We start from the raw sequence: 25,010 nt of genomic DNA on the forward strand, positions 1-25,010 counted from the left end.
CGTCCCTTTGCGCGGCGGACACTAGACCGCTTCGGGCACAGCTTGGAAGACCGGCGCCAAATCCTGCTAAGACGCGGGCATGACCAAATTCGGCGCGATCATACTGTGCGGCGGCGCGTCCCGGCGAATGGGACGCGACAAGGCCTTGCTCGATTGGGACGGCGCGCGGGCGGTGGACCGGGTGGCGGCCTTGGCCAAGGCGGTCGGCGCGGAGGCGCTGGTGACGGCGGGAGCGGATCTGGGCCTGCCGTGGGTCGCCGACGACGAGGCGTTCGCGGGCCCGGTCGGCGGGGTGCTGGCCGGGGCGCGGGCGCTGGGAACGGCGCGGCTGCTGGTGCTGGCGGTGGATGCGCCGACCGTGACGGCCGACGACCTTGCGCCGCTGCTGATGGGCGGCGGCTATTACGAGGGTCTGCCGGTTCCGATGGTGGTCGAGGCGGGCGCGATCCCGGGCGACGCCGAGGCCGGGTGGCCGCTGCGGCGGTTCGTGGAGCGAGCGGGGCTGATGGCGCTGCCGGTTCCCGAGGCGGCGAGGGACCGGCTGCGCGGGGCGAATACGCCGGAGGAGCGGGCCAGCCTGCTCAAGCGCTAGTACACGTCCCGCCGATACCGCCCCTTGTCGGTCAGCCGCTCCAGCGTCTCGGCGCCCAGCACCTCGACCAGGGCCGCGTGGACGTCGCGCGACATCCCCTCCAGCGATCCGCAGACATAGATGGCCGCGCCGTTGGCGACCCAGCGGCGCAACACGTCGGCCGCCGCGCGCAGGCGGTGCTGGACATAGACGCGGTCGGCCTGGTCGCGCGAGAAGGCCAGGTCGACGCGGTCCAGAAGGCCCGAGTCCCGCCAGCCCTCGATCTCCTCGCGGTGGAAATAATCGTGGGCGGCCGTCCGTTCGCCGAAGACCAGCCAGTTCCAGCGGACGCCCAGGGCCGCGCGGGCCTTCAGGTGAGCGCGCAGCCCGGCCAGGCCTGTTCCCGAGCCGATCAGGATGAGTGGGCGCGAAGCTTCCGGGGCGTGGAAGCTCCGGTTGGTTCGCACGCGGGCGTCGATCATCCCGCCGACCTCGGCGAAGCGGCACAACCAGCCCGAGCCCAGGCCTGGAGCGCCGTCGGCGCGGGGCGTCAGGCGGACGATCAGCTCGACTCCGCCATCAGAGGGCAAGGACGCGATCGAGTATTCGCGGTGCGGCAGCGGCGTCAGGCGCTCTGCCAGAGCTTCGGCCGAGAGACCGCGCAGGGCCTCGATCGCGGCGGGCTCGTGCGGCAGGCGCAGGCCCGACAGGGTGTTGGCTGTTTCCGGAGGAAGACCGAGCGCGGCGACTTCGGCGGGGTTGTTGCGCGGGCCGATCTCCAGGATGTCGCCGGCTTCCCAGGTCGCGCCGTCTGTTGGGGCGAGGCGGACGTGCCAGGCCTCGCCGCCGGGGCTGCCGGGATTGAGCAAGGTCCTCTCGGCAAGGGTCCAGCGACCGTAGGCCGGACGGCTCCAGTCGGGCGCGTCGGTGACGCCGGTCAGCAGGCTCAGCTGCCCTTGCCAATGGCGCAGGGCGGCCGGATCGCCGTCGTCGACGTCGACCCGGTCGAACAGCGGCGCGGCGCCGGACCGTGACAGCCAGGCGTCGAGCTCGCGGCCGAACGCGCAGAACGCGGCGTAGGTCGAGTCCCCCAAGGCCAGCACGCCGTAGCGCAGGCTGGACAGGTCGATGCCGTCCTTCATCACGTCGCGGATGAAGGCGCGGGCCGGGTCGGGGGCGTCGCCCTCGCCGGTGGTGCTGACGATGAACAGGGCGCGGCCGGTCAGGTCGGCGGCGGTGACGTTCGCCAAGTCGCGCAAGGTGACGGGCGCGCCAGCCGCGGCCAGGGCCCGTGCGGTGGCGTTGGCCAGTTCCTCGCCGAAGCCGGTCTGGCTGGCGAAGGCGACCAGAACGGGTTCGCCCGGGCCCTGCGACAGGGCGTCGGCGGCCTGGCGCGTGGCGGCGCGGCGCAGGCCCTCGCGCAAGGCGATCCCGGCGCAGAACAGGGCGTAGATGCCAGCCACGGCGCCGGCCTCGATCAACCGCCGCGTTTCGGGCGGGAAGGCGGAGAAGTCGACCATCAGTCCAGCATCGCTCGTAGGGCCGGCGAGAGGCGCTCTTCCAGCCCGTCGCTGCGTCCGCTGACGATCAGGGCCGCGAGGTCGTGCTCGGCGGCGAAAGCCAGGGCGGCGTCGGGGGACATGACCGTCAGGGCTGTGGCCCAGGCGTCGGCGCTCATGCAGTCCTTGGCCAGCACCGTGACGCTGACGGTCGCGTGGGTGGTCGGCGCGCCGGTGGCCGGGTCCAGGGTGTGGGCGTAGCGGCGGCCGTCGTGGTCGAAGAACCGGCGATAGTCGCCCGAGGTGGCGACGGAGAGATCGTGCAGAGCGACGACGGTCTTCTCGGCGTCATTGGCGGCCAGGCCCTTTGGCGGCGGCCTCTCCAGCTCGACCCACCAGGGCTGGCCGTCAGGCTTGGCGCCGACGCCGCGCAACTCGCCGCCGACCTCGACGAGGTAGCTCTTCACGCCGGCCCGATCGAGGGCGGTGGCGGCCTGGTCGACCCCGAAGCCCTTGGCGATGCCGTTGAGGTCGAGACGAACGCCGCCGGGCTGCAACAGGGCGTCGCCGTCCAGCGTCAGGCGTGTCCAGCCCATGGCGTCACGCAGCGGCATGATGTCGCCGGCCGGCGGCGGCGCCCCCGAAAACGGGCGCGGGCCGAAGCCCCAGAGTTCGGTCAGGGCCCCCAGGGTCGGGTCGAAGGCGCCGTGCGACCGTTCCGCCACTTCAATAGCTCGGCGCAGGACGGCGGCCATCGCGGCGGGCAGTTGGGTCCAGGTCCCGGGCGCGGCGCGGTTGTAGCGAGAGAGGTCCGACAGCGGCTCCCAAGGGCTCATCTCGGCGACGACCGTATCGAGGGCGCGCTGGACCATCGCCTCGAGGGCAAGGAGGTCGGTGGTGGCCGGCAGCACGGCCTTGACCGACCATGTCGTCCCCATGGTCGCGCCGCCGAACGCGCGAACGGTCCCGCCGACGGGGCGGGCGGGCGGCGTGGTCATGGCGGGGATAAGGACGCGGGGCATGGCCATTCAGATCGAACCCTTCCCCCTTGATGGGGGAAGGGAGCATTCAGCAGTCGATCTTACGGCCGTTGGGCTTCGATCGTGGCGGTGTAGCTGGCGCTGTAGCCGTCGCCGGCCAGCGGCGTGGCCGGGCCTTGCTGGCCGCCGCCCATTCCACCACCGGGGCCGCCCGGGCCCGGACCGCGACCCGGCATGGCGCCGGTGCGGACCGTGGCGTTGATCCAGTACATGCCGGCTTCCGGCAGGGTGAACTTCAGGACGCCGTCGGGGCCGGTCTTCAGCTTGACGTCAGGACGCGGGCTGTAGCGCGAGCCGCCTTCGGCGATGGTCACTTCGAGATCGGCGGCGGGCTTGCCGTCGATCAGGAACTTGAAGCTGGCGGGCTCGCCGGCGACCAGGTCGTTGGGGTGGGTGATCGGCGCGAGTTCGAGACCCTTGCCGGTCGGCTTGAACACCTCGGTCGTCGGCTTGTCGCGGGTGACGAAGGCCTCGTTGCGGTTGAAGCTCTTGATGGTCTTCAGGTCGGCGGCGCCGGCGGGGACCTGCTTGGCGAAGTCCTCGGGCGAGCCGCGGAAGCGCTTGACCTCGCCGTTCTCGGTGTAGCTGGCCATCACGCTCTGGCTGGCCGAGCCGATCTTCCAGGTGCCCGGCTTGGTCAGGGCCACGTCGAAGGTCGAACGGTACTTGCCCGTCGCGCCGTTCTGGATCTTGTCGATCGCGCCGTCGGGCGCGGTGACGACCAGACCGTCCAGGCGCATGGCGTTATGGTCGGGATAGAACAGCTCGTTGGAGATGGCCGCGTCGAACGTCACCCAGACGTCGCCCGACAGCACGGTGGCCGACGGTACGATCCAGCCCCGGTGGGCCGAGGCGGTCATCGGCAGGGCGAGGGCGGCCACGCCGCCAACAAGCAGGTAGGCTGCGGCGGCCAGCAGGCGCTTCTTGAAGGTCATGGCTTTTCTCACTTCACGGAAACGGTGACGGCGCCGAGTTCCGAGGAACCCTTGACCGTGGCGGGCTTGCCGGGCTTGCCCCAGACGAACGGCACGCGGACGGCCTCGTGGCCGCCGACCTCGCGGGCGGCTTCGACGACCAGGTTGTAGGCGCCGGGCTTGAGGTCCTTCAGGGCGCCCTTGGAGCCGGCGAAGACCAGCTTCTGCGGCCCTGGCGCGCGCGTCGCGCCGCTGACGCCGTCGGTCGGGAAGCTCATTTCGCGGCCGGCTTTGCGCCACCATTGGCGCATGTCCTTCAGCCACTTGGCGCCTTTGTCCTCGCGGTTGTCGGCGTCGTACCAGACGGCCAGGGTGCCGGCGGCGGTGCTGTCGGCCGGGTTCTCGATCCAGATCGAGACGTAGGGCTTATGGTACTCGGCGACCGTCAGCTTCGGCACCTCGACGGTGACGTTCAAGTCCGCGGCCAGGGTCGGCGCAGCGCCAGCGGCGGCGCCAGCGAAAGTCAGGAGTGAGATCGAACGCTTCACGGGGTCTGCCTCTAAAGGTGGACGAATAGGATGACGAGAATGACGGGGACGACCAGGCCCAGCCCGACCAGCGGCCAGGTCAGAGGCCGGGCGCGGGCGTGGAACTGCAGCAGGATCAGGCCGGTGACCGTGAAGATCACGCAGGCCAGGGCGAAGATGTCGATGAACCAGCTCCAGGCCTTGCCGGAATTGCGGCCCTTGTGCAGGTCGTTGAGCAGCGAGATCGCGCCGCGCGTGGTTTTCTCGTGCTCGACGGCGCCGGTCTCGCGGTCGATCGAGACCCAGGCGTCGCCGCCCGGCCGGGCCAGGGCGACATAGACCTCGTCGGCCGACCACTCGCCCTCACGCCCCGCCACCTCGGCGCCGACGGCCCTGTCGAGAAAGGGCTCGAGCGCGACGGGCAGGGGCCGCTTGCCCTCTTCGGGACCCTTGGCCAGCAGGGCCAGCAGGTCGGGCGGCAGGGTGGCCTTGCGGGACACCACCACGGGCTTGGCCTCGATCTGGCCGGCGTGGTTCAGGGTGAGGCCGGTGATCGCGAACAGCAGCATGCCGATCAGCGACAGGGCCGCGCTGATCCAATGCCACTGATGCAACTGCTTCAGCCAGAAGGATCGACGATGCTGATCGGCGGCGGATTTCACGGCGTTCTGACGAACCTGGCGATGGAGGCTCGTCCTTACTTGAGAACGAATTGCAATTTCAAGCCACAAGACTCGCCGGGGCGGCCCACGGCCAAAGAAAGCGGAACCCTTACCGCGCCGGCGCCGCCGCGCCGCGGGCGAGGGCGCCCAACAGGGTGCTCGCCGCCACCGGCTTTCTCAGAACGGGACCGTCGTCGACATCGGGCTCCTGGTAGCCCGTCAGATAGACGAAAGGGATGCGCCGGTTGGTCAGGGCCGCCGCCACCGGTGTGATCAGGCGGCCGCCCAGATTGACGTCCAGCAGGGCCCGGTCGATCGGCTGGCCGTCGTCCAGCAGGCCCAGGGCCTCCTCGATCGTGCCGGCCGGGCCGACGACCTTGGCGCCGGCGGCGGTCAGGACGCGGGCAAGCTCCATGGCGACGACGGCCTCGTCCTCGACCACCAGCACGCGCTGGTCGCGCAGGGCCGGGCTGTCGTCGGTCGCCAGCCCGGGACGATAGGCCGGAATGCTCTCGGCCGCGCGGGCCTGGACGCCGGTCAGGATGTCGAGTCGGACCTCCAGGCCCTCGGGGCGCCAGTCCAGGGTCACGCGGGCGGCGGCCTGTTTCACCGCGCTCTCGATCAGGGTCGAGCCGAAGCCGCGCCGTTGGGGCGGGGTGACCCGCGCGCCGGCTTCCTCGCGCCAGACGAGGCGCAGCGCGCCGTCTCCATCCCAGCGCCAGGTCACCGACAGCCGACCCTCCGGCCGGGCCAGGGCGCCGTACTTCGACGCGTTGGTGGCCAGCTCGTGCAGCACCAGGGCCAGGGACTGGGCGCCCTGGGCGTCGATCAGGACCGGCGGGCCCTCGATGACCAGTTGCTCTTCGCCCCCAACGCCATCCGCGCAGCGATAGGGGTCCAGCTCCAGCCGCAGCAGGTCGTGCAGGTCAACGCCGCTCCAGCGGGCGTTCGACAGCAGGCTATGGGCGCGGGCCAGCGAGCCGATGCGGCCCGACAGCGCCTCGACATACTGTTCCTTGCTATGAAACGGGGTCAGCTGGGCCAGGGACTGGACCACGGCCAGGACGTTCTTGGCGCGATGGTCGACCTCGCGGATCAACAGGCGCTCGGTCTCGACGGCGCGCTTAAGGGCCAGGTCCGAGCGGGCTCGCTCGCTGGAAATCCAGATCAGTTCGGCCACGTCGGCGACGAAGGCGATCTCGTCGCTTGAAAAGGCGCGCGGTTCATCGTGCGCCAGGAACAGATAGGCCGACAGCCGTCCGGCCTTGATCAGCGAGATGGTCATGAAGGCCCGCACGCCGAGGGCGGCATAGGCCTCCAGGGCGTCCGTGGCGTTGGTGCGATCGTCCAGGGCCACGTCGCCCACCGCGACCACGCGTCCCGCGCGCATGTCGGCGCTCATCAGGGGGCCGAAGTCCTCGAGGTGGATCCGCTGTCCGCTCAACCGCGCGACGCCGCGATCGGTCCCGCCGTCGTCGGCGACGATGTCGGCCAGATCGTTGACGAGATCCATCTCCGCATAGCCGGCCCGGGCGACGCCGAACTGCTCGGTCAGCATCCGCGCCGCGGTCTGGGCGATGACGATGGGATCGGCCTCGTCGCGCAGCTTCTGGCCGAGATCCAGCAGGGCGCCGCGGCGCCGCTCGCCGGCCAGCATCCGTTCAAGTTCGGCGGCGGTCTTCCTGCGGTCGGTGATGTCGTTGACCAGGACGTAGTAGCCGGGAATCTCGCCGTCGCGGGCGATATCGGGAACGTACTGGGCCTCGATGTGGCGGGCGCCAGCGCCTTGGTAGTTGTGTTCGGCCTCGAAGGTGACGCTCTCGCCGGCCAGGGCGCGGGCCGCGTGATCCCGCACCAAGTCATAGGCTTCCGGACCCAGGACCTCGGCCAGGGTCTTGCCCTCGATCTGCGAGCGGTCGACCCCGAACCAGCGCTCGTAGGCGCGGTTGACGAAGCGATAGCGCTGCTCGCGGTCGACATAGCTGATCAGGATCGGGACGGCGTCAGCCATCGCGCTGGAGAAGACGGCGCGCCTTTCCCCCGGCGCCTTGGTCAGCGGCGAACAGGGGGGCTGGCCTTGGTCGTCTCGAGACATACGCGGACGCTCAATCCTGTCGAAGGGGCCAAGCCTCACCGTGTCACGTTGTGATCACGGTCTAAACGGGTGAGCGGTGAGGCAAACGGTCGCAGGCGCAACCGCGCCGCGAGCTCTACCGTGCGACGTCCGAGCCCTGCCTGTATGTGACGACCAGCACATCGCGCAGGGCGGGCAGCTCCGGATCGTGCGGCCGGATCGGCGTGACGCCGTGCAGCACGCGGTGGTCATCCAGGAAAACCGCGTCGCCGGGCGCGGTCAGGGTGAAGGAGCCCAGGCTCGTCCCGTCGGGGGCGTAGATGTCGGTGACGCCGCTGTCGACGTTGCGGCGATCCACCAGCATGACGATCACCCAGTCGACGCCGTCGCGATGCGCGCCCTCGGGCGTCGGCAAACCCGCCTCGTCGGCCCGGGCCTCGATGCGGAACTGGTGGAGTTCGACGTGCCACGGCGTGGCTGGGGATCCCGACAGCGGATGGAAGCGCTCCAGGCCGGCGCGGATGACGCCTTGCGTCACCGGGTGCTCGGCGATGGCGTCGGTGACCGGCTCGAACCAGCGCTGCACGCCGCCGTTCAGCGGGTTGTAGTCGCGGCTCTGCCAGTGCGGCTGGTGCGGCTTGCGCGCGATCTCGCCGGGCGCGGCGGCGAAGGCCGCGAACCGCCGGCGACGATAGCGGCCGCCGTCGGCCATGAAGCCGTCGAGGGGAAGGTCGTTCCAGCTTTCGGCGAAGGCCGGCCACTGGGCCATGGCCTCGGGGCCGAGCAGGGCTTGGGTCTCGGCGGCTTCGAAGCGGACGAAGCCGTCGTCGGCCAAGCCGCTCAAGCGACCGCGTCCGGCTTGAAGAACACGCCGAGTTTCAGGCTGCGGGCGATGCGCTCGGCCTTCTGGCCGACGATGGCGGCGCGCGGGGCGTCGAACAGCTCGACGCAGGTCTGATGGAAGAGGTTCAGCCACGGCATGAACAGGCCCTCGGTCAGCCCCTCGACGTGCTGATGGACGGTCACCGGCTGGCCCTTGTAGCGGCCGGAGGTGTTCAGCACCGACGACCAGAAGTCCTTCAGGGTCGCCAAGTGCGCGGGCCAGCCGTCCTCGCCGATCGCCCTCTCGAAGATCGGGCCCAGGCGATGGTGACGGCGGACGCGCGCATAGAAGGTCTCGACCAGGGTGTCGATCTCGGCGTCGGTGAACGCAGCGGCGTCGGCGCGGGCCAAGGCGGCGCGAGTATGGGCGCGGTCGGAAGCGGACATGGCCGTGATATGGGCCCTTACGCGCCGGGACTGAACCCCGCCGCGATCAAACTTGGCTTTCGATTGTTACCTAAGGGGGGCGGAGACGCCGGCCCTATTCCTCTCGTCATCCCGGCCGCGGCGCGGCCGGGATGACGAGGAATGATCGAGGTGAGTGAAGCTGGACGCCTCAGGCGACGGTGAGCGTCGCCTTCTTCAGGTCCACGGAGTTCGGCCCGACCAGGATCGAGAAGTCGCCCGGCTCGACGACGCGCTTCATGTCGAGGTTCCACATCCACAGGTCCGACGGCTTGATCTCGAAGCTCACCGTGGTCCTGGCGCCGGCCGCAAGGGTCACGCGCTTGAAGTGCTTCAGCTCCAGCACCGGACGGGTGACCGAGGCCTGCTCGTCGTGGATGTAGAGCTGGACGACCTCGTCGCCGGCAGCCTTGCCGGTGTTGGTCACGTCAACCTCGACCTTGACGGTCTCGCCCTGGCCGATCTTGGCCTTGGCCAGGCGCGGGGCGCCGATGTCGAAGGTGGTGTACGAGAGACCGAAGCCGAACGGATAGAGCGGGCTGGTGTCGCCGCCCAGATAGCCGCGGCGGGCCGTGGGCTTGCGGTTGTAGTAGATCGGCAGCTGACCGACGTCGCGGGCGATGCTGACCGGCAGCTTGCCGCCCGGATTGGCGCGGCCGAATAGGACGTCGGCGGCGGCGTTGCCGGTCTCCTGGCCCAGGTACCAGCCCTCGATGATGGCGTCGGCGCGCTGGGCCAGCAGGTTGATCGACAGCGGGCGGCCGTTCAGCAGGAACACCACGGTCGGCTTGCCCAGGTCGAAGATCGCCTTGGCCAGGTCGTTCTGCTGGCCGATCAGGTCGAGGCTCTCGCGATCGCCCAGGTGGTTGTCGGCCCAGGCCTCGCGGCTGGTCTGTTCGTTGTCGCCCAGCACCATCACGACGACGTCGGCCTTCTTGGCGACCTCGACGGCCTCGGCGATCAGCTTGGCGTTGACGGCCGGATCGACGAACTTGACGGCGTCCTGCGCCCAGATGCGTTCTTCGGTGATGCGCACGGCCTCGGCGTAGTCGAGCGCGAAGCCCTGGGCCTTGGCCTCCGCGGTCAGGCCCTCGTGGATCGAGACCACGTGGCGCGGCACGTCCGAGTAGCCGCCGATCGGCGTATCCTTGGCGTGTGTGCCCAGGAGGGCGAGGCGCTTGATCTTCTTGCCGTCCAGCGGCAGCACGCCCTTGTCGTTCTTGAGCAGCACGACGGCCTTGCGTGCGGCCTCGCGGGCCAGGGCGACGGCGTCGGGCGTCGCGGTCTTGGCGTCGGCGGTCTTCTCGTCGCAGTAGGGGTTCTCGAACAGGCCGCCTTCGAACTTCATGGTCAGGACGCGGGCCACGGCGGCGTCGATCTCGAACTGCGGGATGCGGCCGGCCTTCACCAGTTCGGGGATCAGGACGTAGGCCTCGCCGTCGGGCAGCTCGACATCGACGCCGGCGTGCATGGCCATCACCGCCGTCTCGCCGAGATCGGTGGTCAGCTTGTGGCGGGCGATCAGCTCCTTGATCGCGAAATAGTCGCTCTGGACCGAGCCCTTGTAGCCCCACTCCTCGCGCAGGATCTTGGTCAGCAGCCAGCGGTTGGCGTGCGAGGGGACGCCGTCGATCTCGTTATACGACGGCATGACCGCGCGGACGGGCAGCTCGGTCACGGCGCGTTCGAACGGCGGGAAGAAGTTCTCGCGCAGGGTGCGCTCGGCGATCTGGGCCGGGCCGACATTGGTGCCGTTCTCGGGCTGGCCGTGGCCGGTCATGTGCTTGAGGGTGACGAAGACCTTGTCCTTGGCCAGCGGCAGGGTGGTCCCCTGGAAGCCGCGGATGGCGGCCAGGCCGATCTCGGCGCAGACGTGCGGGTCCTCGCCGTAGGTCTCCTCGATGCGGCCCCAGCGCGGGTCGCGGGCCACGTCGACCACCGGAGCCAGGGCGAGGTTAGAGCCCCGCGCGCGCATCTCGCGGGCGGCGACGGCGAAGATCTTCTCGGTCAGCTCGGTGTCGAAGGTCGAGGCCAGGGCGATGGCCTGCGGGAAGCTGGTCGCGTCGCGGGCGACATAGCCGTGCAGGGCCTCGTCGTGCATCAGCAGCGGGATGCCCAGGCGCGTCTTCTCCACGGCCCACTTCTGGGCGGCGTTGGTGTAGCGCGCGGTCTCCTTGGCGTTGCGGTTGACCGCGCCGTCGTCGGCGCCGGCGGCCGCGTCGATCACCGTGGCGGGCTTGGCGCCCTTGCGGTCGGACGGGCGCGAAATCTGGCCCAGGCCGTTGGGGAAGTTCTTGCTGGCCTCCTCCGGCGAGAACTCGCCCTCGGGGGTCTGAATCTTGTTCTTGGTCAGCCAGATGCCGATCAGCTGGGCGGCCTTCTCTTCCAGCGTCATGCGGGAGAGCAGGTCCTTGACCCGGGCGTCGATCGGCTGGGCGGCGTCCTTGTAGAGCGGCTTGCCGCCGGACGTCTTGGGAGCCTTGTCGGCGGCTTGCGCCAGGCCGGGCATGGCGGCGGCGGACAGCGCCGCGAGGCTCGCGCCGAACAGGCGGCGGGTGAGGGTGGTGGTCATCCGTTTGTTTCCCCGAAGGTGCGCAATGGCCGACGGCTCTGGGGCCGCCTTCGTCAAGGCACTATGGAGGCGGTTGTCTGACCACTCAAGCGAGAAATGGTACCGGTCTCATTTTCCCGATCGCCGTCATTCCCGCCCTTGTGGCGGGAATGACAGAGTTATTTAGGTATTCGCTCACCCCTGCCAGCGGTCGATCACCCCCTCCAGCACCGTCAGCGGCGCGGGGCCGACCATCAGCGCGGTGTCGTGGAAGCGCTTGATGTCGAACTTGCCGCCCAGGCGCTTCCTGGCGCGCTCGCGAGACGCCGCCCAGACGGTGTGGCCGACCTTGTAGGAGCAGGCCTGACCGGGATTGGCGCAGTAGCGCTCGACCTCGCGGGAGATCTTGCCCACCGAGTCGCCGCCGGTCTCGACCATGTAGGCGATGGCCTTCTCGCGGCTCCAGCCCTTGGCGTGGAGGCCGGTGTCGACCACGCAGCGCGAGGCGCGGAACAGGCGCGCCTGGTACATGCCCAGAAGGCTGAGGTCGTCGCCCTCGTACATGCCCATTTCCATGGCCACCTGCTCGGCATAGAGCGCCCAGCCTTCGGTATTGGCCGAGAAGCCCATGTTCTGCCGCAGCTTGGGCAGGTTGCTCTGGGCGACCAGGGCCAGCTGGAAGTGGTGACCGGGGGCGCCCTCATGGTGGATCAGGGTCGCCAGCGACAGGCGCGGCCACTCGGCCGTGTCCTTGAGGTTGATATAGACCGCGCCCGGACGCGAGCCGTCCAGGGCCGGCCGCTCGTAATAGGCGCCCGACGAGCCGGCCTCGGTGTAGGTCGGCACGCGACGGACCTCGACCGGGATCTGGGGCATCAGGCCGAACCACTTCGGCAGCTCGGGCTGCAGCTTGGCCAGCCGTCCGCGGCAATAGTCGAGGATCTGGGCGCGGCCCTCGTCGGTGTTGGGGAACACCTGGTCGGGCTGGGTTCCAAGGCTGGCCATCCGCGCGCCGACCGATCCTTGCGTCAGGCCGCGCTTCTTGAGGATCTCGTCCATCCGCGCCTGGATCTCGGCGCCTTCGTCCAGGCCCAGGCGGTGGACTTCCTCGGGGGTTTTGTTGGTCGTCGTGTAGATCTTCAGCAGGGCGGCGTAGAAGGCGTCGCCGTCCTTCAGGCGACCGATGCCGGCGTCGTGGACGGCCTTGGGCCGCATGGCCTGCAGGGCGGCGATCTGACGGTCGAGGGCCGGCTGGATCTCGCCGGTGAGGACCTTGGCGGCCTGGACGTCGTAGTCGCCATACTGTTTGGCGCGACGGGCGGCCGAGGCGACCAGCACGTTCTTGTCGACCGGGATGGCGCGGAACTGGGTGAGCTGGGCGATGGCCTTGTCGACCATGAAGTCCGACGGAATCACGCCCTTGGCCGCGTCGGCGCTGGCCCGTTCGGTCTCCTGGTCGAGCACGCCCGCGAAGGCCTTCATGCGGGCGATGTAGGTGTCGGCGTCGGCGGCCGACTCGATCTTGTGCTTGCTGTCCAGGAAATTGGGCGTCGAGATATAGGCCCCATAGTACTGGGTCAGCACGAACGGTCGCGAGCCAGAGCCGTAGTCGAAGCGCGAGGTCCCTTCGCGGGCCTCGTAGTTGAACAGGGCGGTGTCGTAGTTGATGGCGTCGTCGCCCGTCAGGGCCTTGCGGTCGATTGTCTTCAGGCGGGCGATGCGCTTGGCCGGCTCGGCGCGGTCGCGCTTCCAGGCGGCGATCGAGCGGTCCGAGAGTTTCGAGCGGGCGTCGGCGTGCTTGCCGATGTCGAGGCCCAGGTTCGTGGCCTGCTCGGGGCTGTCGCTCAGGTCCTCGTCGAAGAAGGCGTCGAACAGCGCGTACAGCTGTTCCTTCGGTGTGGCCGCCGAGGCCGGAAGAGCCGTTGCCCCAAAGCCGGCGGTAAGGGCGGCGGCCGCCGTCCCCATCATGATCTGACGACGGTCGAGCATGGTGATCCCTGACGCTGAAACGCCGCGGCCCCCGAGCCCGGCGGGGCGCATCGTTCCCTCGCTGTCACGCGAGCGTCAATGTCCGGACGAAAAAATGGGGCGGGTTCAAACCGGACGCAAAAAAGGGCCCGCTTGGGAGAGGGGGCGGGCCCTTTTCGGTACGCGTTCAGAGGGATTGAACAGTCAGGAAGGTGACACAGGTGTCGGCTTCCCGCCCTTCCCCAAATCGTCGCAGGCTGCGAGCGGATCGCAACCTGACGGCGAATTTCGTTAACTATTTGCGCGGTGTCAGGATGTCGCCGAGACGGTCCGGGGTCCCGGCGATCCGCTCCAGGCGCGGGTAGCGCAGGCCGCCGCGATAGTCGATCTTGACCATCTTGTAGCGACCGCCGTCCTTGATCAGCAGCTCGACCAGCTGACCATCGGGCTTGGCGGCGGTCTTGACGGCGGCCTTGAGCTTGTCGCCGTCGAACTGCTCGCCGTTGACGGCCACGACCGTGAGGCCCTGGGTCAGGCCGGCCTTGAACGCGGGGCCGCCCCACTGCACGTCGGTCAGCACGCCGTCAGAACCCACCGTCAGGCCCAGCGAGTAGCTGAGCGGGGTGTTCTTGGCCTTGGTCTCGGCCGACTTCATGAATTCGGTGGGGGTGTCGGTATAGACGACCTTGTAGCCGCCGCGCTCGAAGCCATCCAGCGGGGCCTTTTCCTGGACCTCCTGGATGCGGGTCTTCAGGAACGTCGCCCAGTCATAGGCGTAGACGCCGTTCAGAGCGCCGACCACGTCGTCGAACGTATAGGTCTTCTCGCTGTACGAGCCGTTGTCGACGCCGAAGAAGGCCTTGGCGAAGTCGTCCAGCGACTTCTTGCCGCCGGTCTTCTCGCGGATCAGGGTGTCGGCGTCGAGCCAGACCAGCAGGCCTTCGGAATAGTAGTCCTCGCTGCGCTGCCAGGAGAGCCACGACAGCGGCTTGCGGTTGGCGATGATCGGGTCGTTGGTGGTGTCCTGCACCGGACGCCAGTCGCGGCCGCGGCGGTTGTCATAGACGGCGGCCGTGGCGGCCAGCGAGTCCATCGCCTGCTGCTTGGTCAGCAGGCCCGAGCGGGCGGCCAGCACGTTGCCCCAGTACTGGGTCTGGCCCTCATAGACCCACATCATGCTGTCGCGCATCGGCACGTTCAGGTTCGGAGTCCACAGGTCGGCGGCGCGGCGGAACTTGCCGTTCCACGAGTGGGTGTATTCGTGGCTCAGCAGGTCGCGGCCGACGAAGTTCTTGTCCCACTCGTTGAAGTACTTCGGGGCGACGCGGTTTTCGCTGGAGCGATGGTGCTCCAGGCCGATGCCGCCCAGCTTGTCGGACATCGCCACCAGGAAGTCGTAGTGATCGTAGTGGTGCGAGCCGTAGAGCTTGTAGGCCTGCTGGACGAGGTCCTTGTGGATCTGGATGTATTCCGGCTTGGCCTCAAGGTTCTCGGGGCTGTCGGCGATCAGGTTCAGGCGCACCGGGGCCGAGCCGGTGGGGTCCAGCTCGACCGACTTGAAGTACTTGCCGGCCATCATCGGCGAGTCGACCAGGATCTCGACATTGGTCGGCTTGAAGGTCGTGACCTGGCCCTCGGTCTTGGCGGTCTCCAGGGCTGTAGCGAACTTCCAGCCTTCCGGCAGCTTGACGCTGGCCTCGATCGGAATCTGGCGGGTGTAGTAGCCGGCCGGATACATGGTCACCTGCAGCCATTGCAGGTTCAGCATCTCGGGCGTGACCTCGATGCGGCCGACCTTGCCTTCGACGGCGGTCAGGAACTGGTAGCTGATCTGCAGCTCGGTGACGCCGGCCGGGACGTCGACGTGGAAGGCGTGGACGCTGACCACGTCGCGGGTCCAGGGGATGCGCTTGCCGTTGGCGGTGACCACCAGGCCGGCCAGCTTGTCCAGGTCGTTGCGCGGGGAGTGGCCGCCCGGGACCCACTGCGGATACAGGAACACGAAGTCGCCGGCCTTGCTGACCGGCATGGTCGTGGTGACGTTCCAGATCTTGCGGTCGAGATCGGTGGCGTCGACGGCGACCTTCAGCGTGCCGGCCGTGTACGGGACGTCGCGCGGGGCTTCGATCGGCGGGGTCGGGGGCGCGGACTCCGGCAGGGGAGAAGTCTGGGCCATAACCGCCGTTGCGGCCAGGGAGAGGATGGAGACCGAGAAGAACAGCGCTTTCACGAAACACCCCAGTGCGGCGCGCGGGCGTGCTCCCGCGACGAGAAGCCGGGATGTTTGTGGCGTTAATACTCGCTTGTCGAGGGCAAGTTGGCCGGACGGGCAAGAACGTGGGTATGCGGCCGAAGATGCTCCCCCGCGTTGCGGGGGAGCTGTCGCGAAGCGGCTGAGGGGGCGAGCTGGACGTAAGCCGCGTTAGCCCCCTCCGGCCCTCCGGGCCACCTCCCCCGCACCGCGAGGGAGGAGATTTCGGGACTCTAACCCAGCGGCGACGCCGGAACCGTGGTCGCCGTCGTGTCGGTCCCGCAGTCGACTCGCAGGTTGTTCTGCACGTTGTCGACGCCCGAGACGCTCTCGGCCAGGGCCTCCGCGCGTCTCTTGTCCTCGCGCGAGCGGACCGTGCCGGTCAGGGTGACGTCACCGTCGGAGACCGCCACCTCGATGCCGTTGGCGTCCAGCCAGCTGTCGTCGGTCAGCCGGTCGCTGACATCCTCGCGGATGCGCTCGTCCGAGCGGCGATAGCCCTTGGGGCCGCGCCCGCGATGGGCGCCGTCGGCCTCGCGGCGGCGCAGGGCGTCGTGGTCGCCCATCCAGGAGGAGACCTCGTCGCGGGCCCGGTCGAACCAGGTGCGCTCCTCGTGGCGGGGGCGCTGGTCGCGCGGGCTGAACGAGCGATAGGGATTGTAGTCACGGCCATAGGCGCCATCGCGATCCGGGCGATCGCGGTCGCGGCCGTCGAAATAGCGTTCGTCGCCATAATCGGCCGTGCGGCTGGCATAGCCGCTGGAGCCGTAGTCGCCGGTCGCGCCGCCGAAGTCGTGGCCGCCCACACGGCCATAGCCGATGTCGCCGCCCGCTTGCGCCGCCCGAAGGAACTCGCCGCCGTGGCGACGCGGGCCGCGCTCGCCGCGATAGCCGCCTTCGTTGCGGTGAGAAGTGTCATAGGCCGGATCGCGACGTCGCGCGGCGTCGTAGCCGTAGCCTTGCTGCCGGTCGAAATCGCCGTCGGCTTCGACGTCGAAGCGGCCTTCGCGGTCATTCCATCTCTGGGGCATGGGTCTTCTCCGTGGCGGGCTTGGAAGCTGGGGGCGCGTCGAGGCGCTCCGGCTTTCAAAACGGAGAGGGCGGACGCGATGTTCCTAATGCCGAGCTTGAGATATCCACAGACTCGCCAAACTTGTGGGCGAAGGACCTACGTCCGATATCTGCGCCGCCGCGCTTCACTATGATGCGCGTTCACCGATCGGCCCCCAGCCTCAATGCGTTTCGACGACCGTTTCCTCGAAGAACTGAAGTCCCGCCTTCGCCCGTCCGACGTCGTCGGCAAGACGGTGAAGCTGCGGCGGCAGGGGCGCGAGTACGCGGGTCTGTCGCCGTTCACCAAGGAGAAGAGCCCGTCGTTCTTCGTCAACGACGAAAAGGGCTTCTATCACTGCTTCTCCAGCGGCAAGCACGGCGACATCATCAGCTTCCTGCAGGAGACCGAGCGGCTGACCTTCGCCGAGGCGGTCGAGCGTCTGGCGGCCGAGGCCGGCATGAGCCTGCCCGCCGTCGACCCGCACGCCGCCCGCGAGGAGCAGAAGCGCTCGTCCCTGGGCGACTGGATGGAGCTGGCCGCGGCCTGGTTCGAGGCCGAGCTGCGCCGCCCGGTCGGTCAGGCCGCCCGCGCCTATCTGGAAAAGCGCGGCCTGCCCGAGAAGGAGTGGAGCCGCTTCCGCATTGGCTTCGCGCCCAACAACCGCACGGGGCTGAAGGACTATCTGGTCGCCAAGGGCGCCAAGCCGGGCGATCTGGTCGACGCCGGGGTGCTGATCTCGCCCGAGGACGGCGGCCAGCCCTATGACCGCTTCCGCGACCGGATCATCTTTCCGATCACCGACACCCGGGGGAAGGTGGTGTCGTTCGGCGGCCGGGCCATGGACCCCAACGCCCGCGCCAAATACCTGAACGGTCCCGAGACGGAACTCTTCCACAAGGGGCGGGTGCTCTACGGCCTGTTCGAGGCCCGCAAGATCCTGCACGACGGCCAGAGCGGGGGCGGCCAGTTTGGGGGCAAGCCGCCCATGGTGGTGGTCGAAGGCTATATGGACGTCATCGCCTGCCAGCGCGCCGGCGTGCCGGCCGTGGCGGCCATGGGCACCGCCCTGACCGAGGAGCAGATGGAGGGGCTGTGGCGCCTGCATCCGACGCCGACCCTGTGCTTCGATGGCGACAAGGCCGGCCAGCGCGCCGCCCACCGCGCCATCGATCGCGCCCTGCCGCTGCTGAAGCCGGGCCGCTCGTTCCTGTTCTCCATGCCGGTCGGCGGCAAGGATCCCGACGACATACTGCGCGATCAGGGGGCGGCGGCGCTGAAGGCTCAGCTCAGCGACACCAAGCCCTTCGTCCAGGCCCTGTTCGAGCGCGAGCGCGACGTCGAGCCCTTCGACACCCCCGAGCAGCGGACCAACCTGAAGGTCCGCCTGCGCACCCTGGCGGCGACCATCGCCGACAAGGACCTGGCGCACGCCTATAAAGAGGAGCTGCTGGATCGCCTCGACGAGATGCGGGCGGCGCGACGGGTCAAGACCGACGCCAGCGACGCGGGCCGGCAACTGTCGCGCCAGCGTTGGGACAACACGCCCCGCAAGTTCGGCAAGCCCCGGATCGAGGGCTCCACGGCCGAGGGGCGCGCGGCCGCCCAGGCTCTGCAGCACGCCCCCAAGCCAATCTCGGCGGCTCTGCTGATCGCCGCCATCCGCGATCCCAAGGTCGTCGACGACCGCATCGAGGTCTTGATGAACCAGGGCCTGGGCGACGCGCGCCTGGACGGCATCGCCCATGAGCTGGTCAACCTGCGCATGGAGGCCGACCACGTGGAGAGCGGCATGGTGCGCGGTCGTCTGGCCTCGATCGGCTACGACGCCGGCGCCCTGGCGCTGCTGGAGCGCTCCGCGGCCGGCGTGCGGGCGCTGGACGTGACCCACAGCGCCGCCCAGAACCCGGAGGAGGCCATCCGCGTCCTCTGGTCGCAGGCCTTCGACCTTTTGATCCGCCTGACGGCCCTGGAGCGCGCGGTCGACGACGCCAAGACCGACCTGGTCGACGACAGCGACTTCCAGACCCTGCTGCGCCTGAAGACCGAAAGGGACGCGGTCAAGCGCCTGATCGACAGCGGCGGTTGGACCGATCCGGAGATGGTTTCGCAGGTCCTGCACTAGGTTTCTCCCGCTCCGGGGTTGGTCGGGCGAACGCAAATGTTTGCGGTTGCAGGGCCGTCCCATCTTGACACCGGCGTCACCCAAAGCCATTTGCCGACTCAAGGATTTGCCAAGCAGCTGATTGACATCGCTCGGGCCGCCGTCGCGCGCGCCCTCATCGAAACAGGATGTCACCCTCGCCGCGGCCCCAGGTCCCCAGCGGTCGCCGACCCGATCAGGGAAAGCGTCAGGCCGCGCCCACGCCATATGGTCTCCGCCGGGTCTCTCGCGGAGCGCTCATACATGGCGAATACGGGCGCCCTTGGCGAATTCTGACGGGAACGTGATCCTTGGGAAAGCGCTGAACTTCAAGACGCGCGCGACGGGCAGGCGACTCCTTTTCGATACGGATTTTTTCGGCGCCGCTCTTGCACGACGGCGGTGTCGATTTCGGAGAGCTTGATGAGCAACAATTCCTCGGCCGAGACGGAAGCGCCCGAAACCACCGGCGGTGACGGTCCTCTGCTCGACCTGACCGACGCCGGCGTAAAGAAGTTCATCAAGCAGGCCAAGGCTCGCGGCTACGTCACGATGGACGAGCTGAACAAGGTGCTGCCGTCCGAGGAAGTCAGCCCCGACGCCATCGAAGACACCCTCGCCATGCTGAGCGAGATGGGCGTCAACGTGGTCGAGGCCGAAGAAGACGCCGAGGGCTCGGAAGGCGGCGAAGTCGCCACCCGCGACGAGAACACCACGGTCATCACCAGCGACAAGCCGGCCGCCTACGACCGCACCGACGACCCCGTGCGCATGTACCTGCGCGAGATGGGTTCGGTCGAGCTGCTGTCGCGCGAGGGCGAAATCGCCATCGCCAAGCGCATCGAGGCCGGCCGCGACACCATGATCCGCGGCCTCTGCGAGTCGGCCCTGACCTTCGAAGCCATCATGGTGTGGCGCGAGGAGCTGGGCACCGGCCGCATCCTGCTGCGCGAAGTCATCGACCTGGAAGGCACCTACGCCGCCATCAACGGCGTCGCCGCCCAGCCGGCCGCCGAGGACGAGGACGCCGAACCGGCCGAGCCCGTCGACCAGGAAGCCGGCGCCGAACCCAAGCCCGAGGGCGAAGGCGACGACGACGACGATTTCGACGACGGCGCCGGCCCCACCGTCAGCGCCATGGAAGGCGAACTGCGCGAAGGCGTGATGGCCATCCTGGACGCCATCGCCAGCGAGTTCGAAAGCTTCCGCAAGCTGCAGGACAAGCTGGTCGGCAGCCGCCTGAAGGGCGAGGATCTTTCGGAGGCCGACCGCAAGGCCTATGAAGGTCTGTCGGCGACGATCATCCAGCACCTGAAGACGCTGAAGCTGAACAACAACCGCATCGAGGCGCTGGTCGAGCAGCTCTATGCGATCAACAAGCGTCTGATCGGTCTGGAAGGCCGCCTGCTGCGCCTGGCCGACAGCTACGGCATCAGCCGCGGCGAGTTCCTCAAGGCCTATTTCGGCTCGGAGCTGAACCCGACCTGGTCGGATCAGGTCAAGGGCATGGGCGTACGCTGGACCAAGTTCGTCGAGAACGACAGCCAGTCGGTGACCGACATCCGCGGCGAGATCGCCGCCCTGGCCACCGAGACCGGCGTGCCGATCGACGACTATCGCCGCATCGTCCAGACGGTCCAGAAGGGCGAGCGCGAAGCCCGCCAGGCCAAGAAGGAAATGGTCGAGGCCAATCTTCGCCTCGTGATCTCGATCGCCAAGAAGTACACCAACCGCGGCCTGCAGTTCCTGGACCTGATCCAGGAGGGCAATATCGGCCTGATGAAGGCTGTCGATAAGTTCGAATATCGCCGCGGCTACAAGTTCTCGACCTACGCCACCTGGTGGATCCGTCAGGCCATCACCCGCTCGATCGCCGACCAGGCGCGGACCATCCGCATCCCGGTGCACATGATCGAGACGATCAACAAGATCGTCCGCACCAGCCGCCAGATGCTGCACGAGATCGGCCGCGAGCCGACCCCGGAAGAGCTGGCCGAAAAGCTGGCCATGCCGCTGGAGAAGGTGCGCAAGGTTTTGAAGATCGCCAAGGAGCCGATCAGCCTCGAAACGCCGATCGGCGACGAGGAAGACAGCCACCTGGGCGACTTCATCGAGGACAAGAACGCCATCCTGCCGATCGACGCGGCCATCCAGTCCAACCTGCGGGAAACCACCACCCGCGTGCTGGCCTCGCTGACCCCGCGCGAAGAGCGCGTGCTGCGCATGCGCTTCGGCATCGGCATGAACACCGACCACACGCTGGAAGAAGTCGGTCAGCAGTTCTCGGTCACCCGCGAACGTATCCGACAGATCGAGGCCAAGGCCCTTCGCAAGCTGAAGCACCCGAGCCGGTCGCGGAAGCTGCGGAGCTTCCTGGACTCGTAGGAGCCCAGGCTCGACCCGAAATGAGAACGCCCCGGTCGCACGGCCGGGGCGTTTTTTTGTCTGATGCAGCCTTCTCCGTCAGGCGTTTTCGAGGGTGCGGGCCTGCGGCTGGTGGGTGTCGAGCGCCATGTTCGGGTCGGCCTGTTCGGTCACGGCGTTGGCGAAGCCGAGATATTCGGCCGCGAAGTCCGGCGGCAGCAGCTCCACCAGCCAGGTGTTCTCGACCCACACCTCGACCACATGGAAGTGGCCGCCGCGATCGCAGATGAAGGCGTCCCAGCCCTTGGCCTTGGCGCGGGCCAGGACCTCGTCGCGGGGCAGGTCGATGCTCAGCGCGAAGTGGGTGGGCGAACGGCCGAAGGCCTCGGGCTGGCGCAGGAAGATCGCGCCAGGCTCGCCGTTCGGGACCATGACGCTGCCGGCGGGATAGACCTCGATAGCGGTGCCGCGGCCGTCGGCCTTGAACACCATGCAGCTGCCGGGGTTGGGCGGGAAATCGACGACGACGCCCCCCATGATGTCGGCGAAGAACTGGCCCACGCCTTGAGGATCGGCGGCGGCTACGGACAGATGATGGATCATTTCGTTTTCCCTTGATCAAGGCGCAGCCGATCCCGTGGCGCGCGACGACCGCCGCGCGCGGGATTTAAGCTCACCTTTTGCTGTTCACTGATCGGCGTTACGCGCCGAGGCCGCGCGATTTACGGGCGGTGCGGGTAAGTCTCAACTTACAAGGCCGTCATGAAGCCGATTTAACCTTGAGCGTTGCTCTATCTCAAACACTTAGAGTGAGGCAGGCGGCCGAAGCCGCTCACACTTTCGGCTGCCGCGCTCTAGGCGATCTTCTGAGGCGCGGGCTCGGCGGATCGGCCTTCCAGCGCCCGAGCGACGGCCGCGAACAGCTCCTCACGGCGGATCGGCTTGGGCACGTGGTCGTCCATGCCGGCGGCGCGGCAGCGGGCGATCTGCTCGGGCAGGACATCGGCGCTGAGGGCGATGATCGGGACGGTTGCCGCCGGGCTCGACAGGGCGCGGATGGCGCGCGTGGCGGTCAGGCCGTCCATCCCCGGCATGTGCACGTCCATCAGGACGAGGTCGAAGCTCCCGGCCGTGACCGCCTCGAGCGCCTGGGCGCCGTCACTGGCGGTGGCGACCTCGCAGCCGATCAGGGTCAACAGAGCCACGCCCAGCTCGCGGTTCATCGGATGATCGTCGACCAGCAGGACGCGGGCGGCGCGCTCGGGGGCGGTCTCCGGCGCGGGACAGCAGCCGGCGGCCTGGGCGGCGGGGTCGCAGGCCTTGGCGGTGAGGGTGATCCAGAAGCGGGCGCCATGGTCCAACTGGCTCTCGACGCCGATCTCGCCGTTCATGGCGCTGACCAGAGCCTTGCTGATCGCCAGGCCCAGGCCCGTGCCGCCATAGCTGCGGCTGATCGAGCTGTCGGCCTGGGAGAAGCGCTGGAAGAGCCTGGCCTGAACCTCGGGGGCGATGCCGATGCCGGTGTCGTTGATCTCGAAGCGCAGGGCGCCGGGGGACGGGCCGGCGGTCAGGCGGGCGACCACGCCGCCGTCGCGCGTGAACTTCACGGCGTTAGCCAGCAAGTTCAGCAGCACCTGGCGAAGGCGGGTCTCGTCCAGGGCCAGGGGCGCGTCGACATCGCCTTCGAACTGGGTGTGCAGATAGAGGCCCTTGGCCGCCGCCTCGGGGGCGATGATGGCCATGGCGTCGCGCAGCAGGGCGGCGGGCGAGGTGGGCGTCAGGCTCAGGTCCAGGCGGCCGGCCTCGACCTTGGCGAAGTCCAGCAGGTCGCCGACGATCTCGGCCAGGGAGTGTCCGGCGCGGCTGACCAGATCCAGGCGGCGGCGGTTCTCGCTCGACAGGCTGGGATCGTCGGCGACCAGCGTGGCGAAGCCCAGGATGCTGTTCAGCGGGGTGCGGATCTCGTGGCTGATGGTGGCCACGAACTCGGACTTGGCGCGGTTGGCCGCCTGGGCGCGGGCCTGGGCGGCGCGGGCGACGGCGCTGCGGCGGACCAGCAGTGCTTGCAGTCGCGCCTGGCGGCCGATCGCCAGGGCCGCGAGGATGGCCACGACGTAGAGCACGATGTGGAAGATCAGGACTTGGCGGAGCGGCGTCAGGGCGCTTGGCATCGCCACGCCCGTCCGATGCAGCACGGCGGGAATGGCGACCGCCACGGAGGCGGTCACGACGATCGCCACCGCGCGGGGGCCGCCCCGGAACGCGGCCAGCATGACCGGGGCGAACAGCAACGCGCGGTAGTCCATGTCCAGTGTGAAGATGACGGCCGAGAAGGCCAGCACCATCAGCGGGGTGAGGATCGCTTCCAGCCGCCCGACGTGGAAGCCCTGCCGGTGCCGTCGATCCAGCATGATCAGCGCCATGGGCAGCACCAGGGCCACGCCCATGACGTTGGATGTCGTCCACTCGCTCCAGCCGAGCAGGAAGTGGTGACCGGCGCTGACGGCCAGCAGGCTGCTGACGACGATCGAACTGGCGGCGGTCAGGAGGGAACTGGCGGCGATCAGCGCCAGCAGGCTCTTGGGATCGCGAACCCGGTTCGGCACGCCCATGCGCCGCAGCAGCACCGCCGTGCCGAAGGTCTGGATGTCGTCCAGGACCGTGACGGTCAGGACGAACCGCATCGGCTCGCCGACGGCAAGCTCGATAGCCATGTGGACCAGGCTGCTGACAAGCAGGAACACCACGCCCTGGCGTCGGCCCAGCACCATCAAGGCGACGATGACGATCGCGTTGCTGGTCCAGATCGTCGGGATGTTGTGAGTCGCGCCGGCCAGGACCAGACTGTAGGCGAGACTCGCCGCATAGGCGCAGAGCAGGACGGCGAACCTGTTCCAGTTCCGCGGCCGCCCGATCGTCCGGGACCCCGAAGTCGTCACGCAGTCCCCCTGACGCTTACCGAGGCGCGACTATGGGCAAAGAAAGGTCGGCGTTTGGTTAAGCGCGGCGCGAGAACGCGTCGGCCAGGACGCGGGCGGTGGGCTTGGCCTGGCCGGCGTCGTCGAACAGCAGCGGCTGGTCCGTGGGACGCTGGCCCGACGGACCGCGCAGCCAGGTGTCGCTGTCGCGCAGGCCCCAGACGGTGAAGGCGAAGCGCTGGCGCTCGGGCAGGGCCATGAAGGCCTCGGCGACCTCGGCGTATTTGGCGATCTGGCGCTTCACCCGATCGCCGGGCAGGGCGGGAACGAAGCGGTCGCCCAGCGAGATGTCCAGCTCCGACAGGTGGATCGGCAGGCCGAAGCTGGCTAGGTCCTTGAGCGCCGCGCCGACCGCCCCCTCGGGCAGGTCGTAGTCGATATGGGTCTGGGTTCCCAGGCCGTCCAGCGGCGCGCCGCGCTTCAGCAGGCGCTCGACCAGCCGCATGAAGGTGGCGCGTTTGTTGGGCTTCAGCTCGAGATGATAGTCGTTGATGAACAGGGCCGCCGCTGGATCGGCCTCGCGGGCGTGCTCCAAGGCGCGGATGATGTGGTCGTCCAGGCCCACGTTGCGCGACCACAGGCTCTCGCGCAGGCGCTCGCCGTCGTCGGTGATCGGCTCGTTGACCACGTCCCAGCTGCGGGCCTGGCCCTTGTAGCGGCCGACGACCGCCAGGATGTAGTTGCGATAGGCGTTGGCGAAGGCGGCGCCCTTGCCGTCCAGCTTCTTGAAGGGCTCGGGCTCGCCGGCGTACCAGACGAGCGTGTGGCCGTGCAGGGCCATGCCGCGCGCCTTGGCGAACAGGGCGATGCTATCGGGGCGGTCGAACTGGAACCCGCCGTCCTCGCGCAGGATGTATTCCATCTTCATCTCCCACTCGGCGGTGAGTTGGGAGAACTGCTCGGCCAGCAGGTCGGCGTAGTCCGGCTCCTGCAGCCAGCGTTCCTGCACGCAGCAGCCGATCGGGAAGCGCGCCAGGCTCTTGAGCGGCGGGATCGGCGCCGGAGCCGGCTGGCTCTTGGCCCCTTGGCCGCACGCCGAAAGGGCCAGCGCCGAGGCGATCGCGGAGCGGCGGGTGAGCCGCATCGGGGAATCTTGAGTGGAGCGCAATCTCATCGCAAAACCGTCTCCA

Annotated in this window: 18 protein-coding genes; 3 read left to right on the forward strand and 15 right to left on the reverse strand. The window is 68.7% G+C overall.

Translation table 11 applies throughout. From position 1 onward, the window contains the following. Nucleotides 1–79 precede the first annotated feature (79 nt). Nucleotides 80–592, forward strand: coding sequence for a molybdenum cofactor guanylyltransferase (locus tag EIK80_RS03220; protein ID WP_125155508.1), 513 nt, complete (start codon nt 80–82; stop codon nt 590–592). Here the strand turns inward: EIK80_RS03220 and EIK80_RS03225 are convergent. From EIK80_RS03225 to EIK80_RS03280, 12 genes are all read right to left on the reverse strand, one after another. Continuing rightward, nucleotides 589–2,091 (reverse strand): sulfite reductase flavoprotein subunit alpha, encoded by a 1,503-nt coding sequence (locus EIK80_RS03225; protein ID WP_125155509.1) that lies wholly within the window; start codon nt 2,089–2,091, stop codon nt 589–591. The genes EIK80_RS03220 and EIK80_RS03225 overlap by 4 nt on opposite strands. Then, complete coding sequence (locus EIK80_RS03230) at nt 2,091–3,068, reverse strand: FAD:protein FMN transferase (RefSeq protein WP_199743385.1); 978 nt, start codon at nt 3,066–3,068, stop codon at nt 2,091–2,093. The genes EIK80_RS03225 and EIK80_RS03230 overlap by 1 nt, the downstream gene beginning before the upstream one ends. Before the next feature lie 83 nt (nt 3,069–3,151). Further along, on the reverse strand, nt 3,152–4,045 hold the full coding sequence (locus tag EIK80_RS03235; protein WP_125155511.1) for a DUF4198 domain-containing protein: 894 nt from the start codon (nt 4,043–4,045) through the stop codon (nt 3,152–3,154). An 8-nt stretch (nt 4,046–4,053) separates the two neighbouring features. Continuing rightward, the gene (locus EIK80_RS03240) at nt 4,054–4,572 is read right to left on the reverse strand and encodes a DUF2271 domain-containing protein (RefSeq protein ID WP_125155512.1); all 519 of its coding nucleotides are present in this window, start codon (nt 4,570–4,572) and stop codon (nt 4,054–4,056) included. Nucleotides 4,573–4,583: 11 nt separating this feature from the next. Next, nucleotides 4,584–5,213, reverse strand: a complete 630-nt coding sequence (locus EIK80_RS03245) for a PepSY-associated TM helix domain-containing protein (RefSeq protein ID WP_158624635.1) — start codon at nt 5,211–5,213, stop codon at nt 4,584–4,586. Nucleotides 5,214–5,322: 109 nt separating this feature from the next. Continuing rightward, complete coding sequence (locus EIK80_RS03250) at nt 5,323–7,224, reverse strand: PAS domain-containing protein (protein ID WP_233586411.1); 1,902 nt, start codon at nt 7,222–7,224, stop codon at nt 5,323–5,325. 199 nt (nt 7,225–7,423) lie between these two features. Beyond that, complete coding sequence (locus EIK80_RS03255) at nt 7,424–8,131, reverse strand: 2OG-Fe dioxygenase family protein (protein WP_125155514.1); 708 nt, start codon at nt 8,129–8,131, stop codon at nt 7,424–7,426. Then, the gene (locus EIK80_RS03260; RefSeq protein WP_125155515.1) at nt 8,128–8,556 is read right to left on the reverse strand and encodes a group III truncated hemoglobin; all 429 of its coding nucleotides are present in this window, start codon (nt 8,554–8,556) and stop codon (nt 8,128–8,130) included. The genes EIK80_RS03255 and EIK80_RS03260 overlap by 4 nt, the downstream gene beginning before the upstream one ends. A gap of 169 nt (nt 8,557–8,725) precedes the next feature. Then, nucleotides 8,726–11,146 (reverse strand): glycoside hydrolase family 3 N-terminal domain-containing protein, encoded by a 2,421-nt coding sequence (locus EIK80_RS03265; RefSeq protein ID WP_125155516.1) that lies wholly within the window; start codon nt 11,144–11,146, stop codon nt 8,726–8,728. A gap of 174 nt (nt 11,147–11,320) precedes the next feature. After that, nucleotides 11,321–13,120 (reverse strand): DUF885 family protein, encoded by a 1,800-nt coding sequence (locus EIK80_RS03270; RefSeq protein ID WP_125155842.1) that lies wholly within the window; start codon nt 13,118–13,120, stop codon nt 11,321–11,323. Between the two features lie 268 nt (nt 13,121–13,388). Further along, nucleotides 13,389–15,335, reverse strand: coding sequence for a M61 family metallopeptidase (locus tag EIK80_RS03275; RefSeq protein WP_125155517.1), 1,947 nt, complete (start codon nt 15,333–15,335; stop codon nt 13,389–13,391). A 242-nt stretch (nt 15,336–15,577) separates the two neighbouring features. Continuing rightward, nucleotides 15,578–16,375, reverse strand: a complete 798-nt coding sequence (locus EIK80_RS03280; RefSeq protein ID WP_125155518.1) for a BON domain-containing protein — start codon at nt 16,373–16,375, stop codon at nt 15,578–15,580. A gap of 204 nt (nt 16,376–16,579) precedes the next feature. Between EIK80_RS03280 and dnaG the strand changes: the two genes are divergently transcribed. Together dnaG and rpoD are read left to right on the forward strand one after the other, a co-directional pair. Next, nucleotides 16,580–18,520 carry a DNA primase gene (gene dnaG / locus EIK80_RS03285; RefSeq protein WP_125155519.1) on the forward strand — a complete coding sequence of 647 codons (1,941 nt, stop codon included), beginning with the start codon at nt 16,580–16,582 and terminating at the stop codon, nt 18,518–18,520. Nucleotides 18,521–18,961: 441 nt separating this feature from the next. After that, the gene (rpoD, locus tag EIK80_RS03290; RefSeq protein WP_125155520.1) at nt 18,962–20,923 is read left to right on the forward strand and encodes an RNA polymerase sigma factor RpoD; all 1,962 of its coding nucleotides are present in this window, start codon (nt 18,962–18,964) and stop codon (nt 20,921–20,923) included. Between the two features lie 78 nt (nt 20,924–21,001). Here the strand turns inward: rpoD and EIK80_RS03295 are convergent, their stop codons facing one another. The 3 genes from EIK80_RS03295 to EIK80_RS03305 all read right to left on the reverse strand — a co-directional run bounded on the left by EIK80_RS03295 (nt 21,002) and on the right by EIK80_RS03305 (nt 24,964). Then, nucleotides 21,002–21,505, reverse strand: coding sequence for a VOC family protein (locus tag EIK80_RS03295; RefSeq protein ID WP_125155521.1), 504 nt, complete (start codon nt 21,503–21,505; stop codon nt 21,002–21,004). Between the two features lie 251 nt (nt 21,506–21,756). Then, nucleotides 21,757–23,841, reverse strand: coding sequence for an ATP-binding protein (locus tag EIK80_RS03300; protein ID WP_125155522.1), 2,085 nt, complete (start codon nt 23,839–23,841; stop codon nt 21,757–21,759). Nucleotides 23,842–23,899: 58 nt separating this feature from the next. Next, a complete protein-coding gene (locus tag EIK80_RS03305) occupies nt 23,900–24,964 on the reverse strand; it encodes an endo-1,4-beta-xylanase (RefSeq protein ID WP_125155523.1) in 1,065 nt (354 codons plus the stop codon). Nucleotides 24,965–25,010 lie beyond the last annotated feature (46 nt).

The sequence above is a fragment of the Caulobacter sp. 602-1 genome (assembly GCF_003931565.1).
Classification (GTDB): Bacteria; Pseudomonadota; Alphaproteobacteria; order Caulobacterales; family Caulobacteraceae; genus Caulobacter.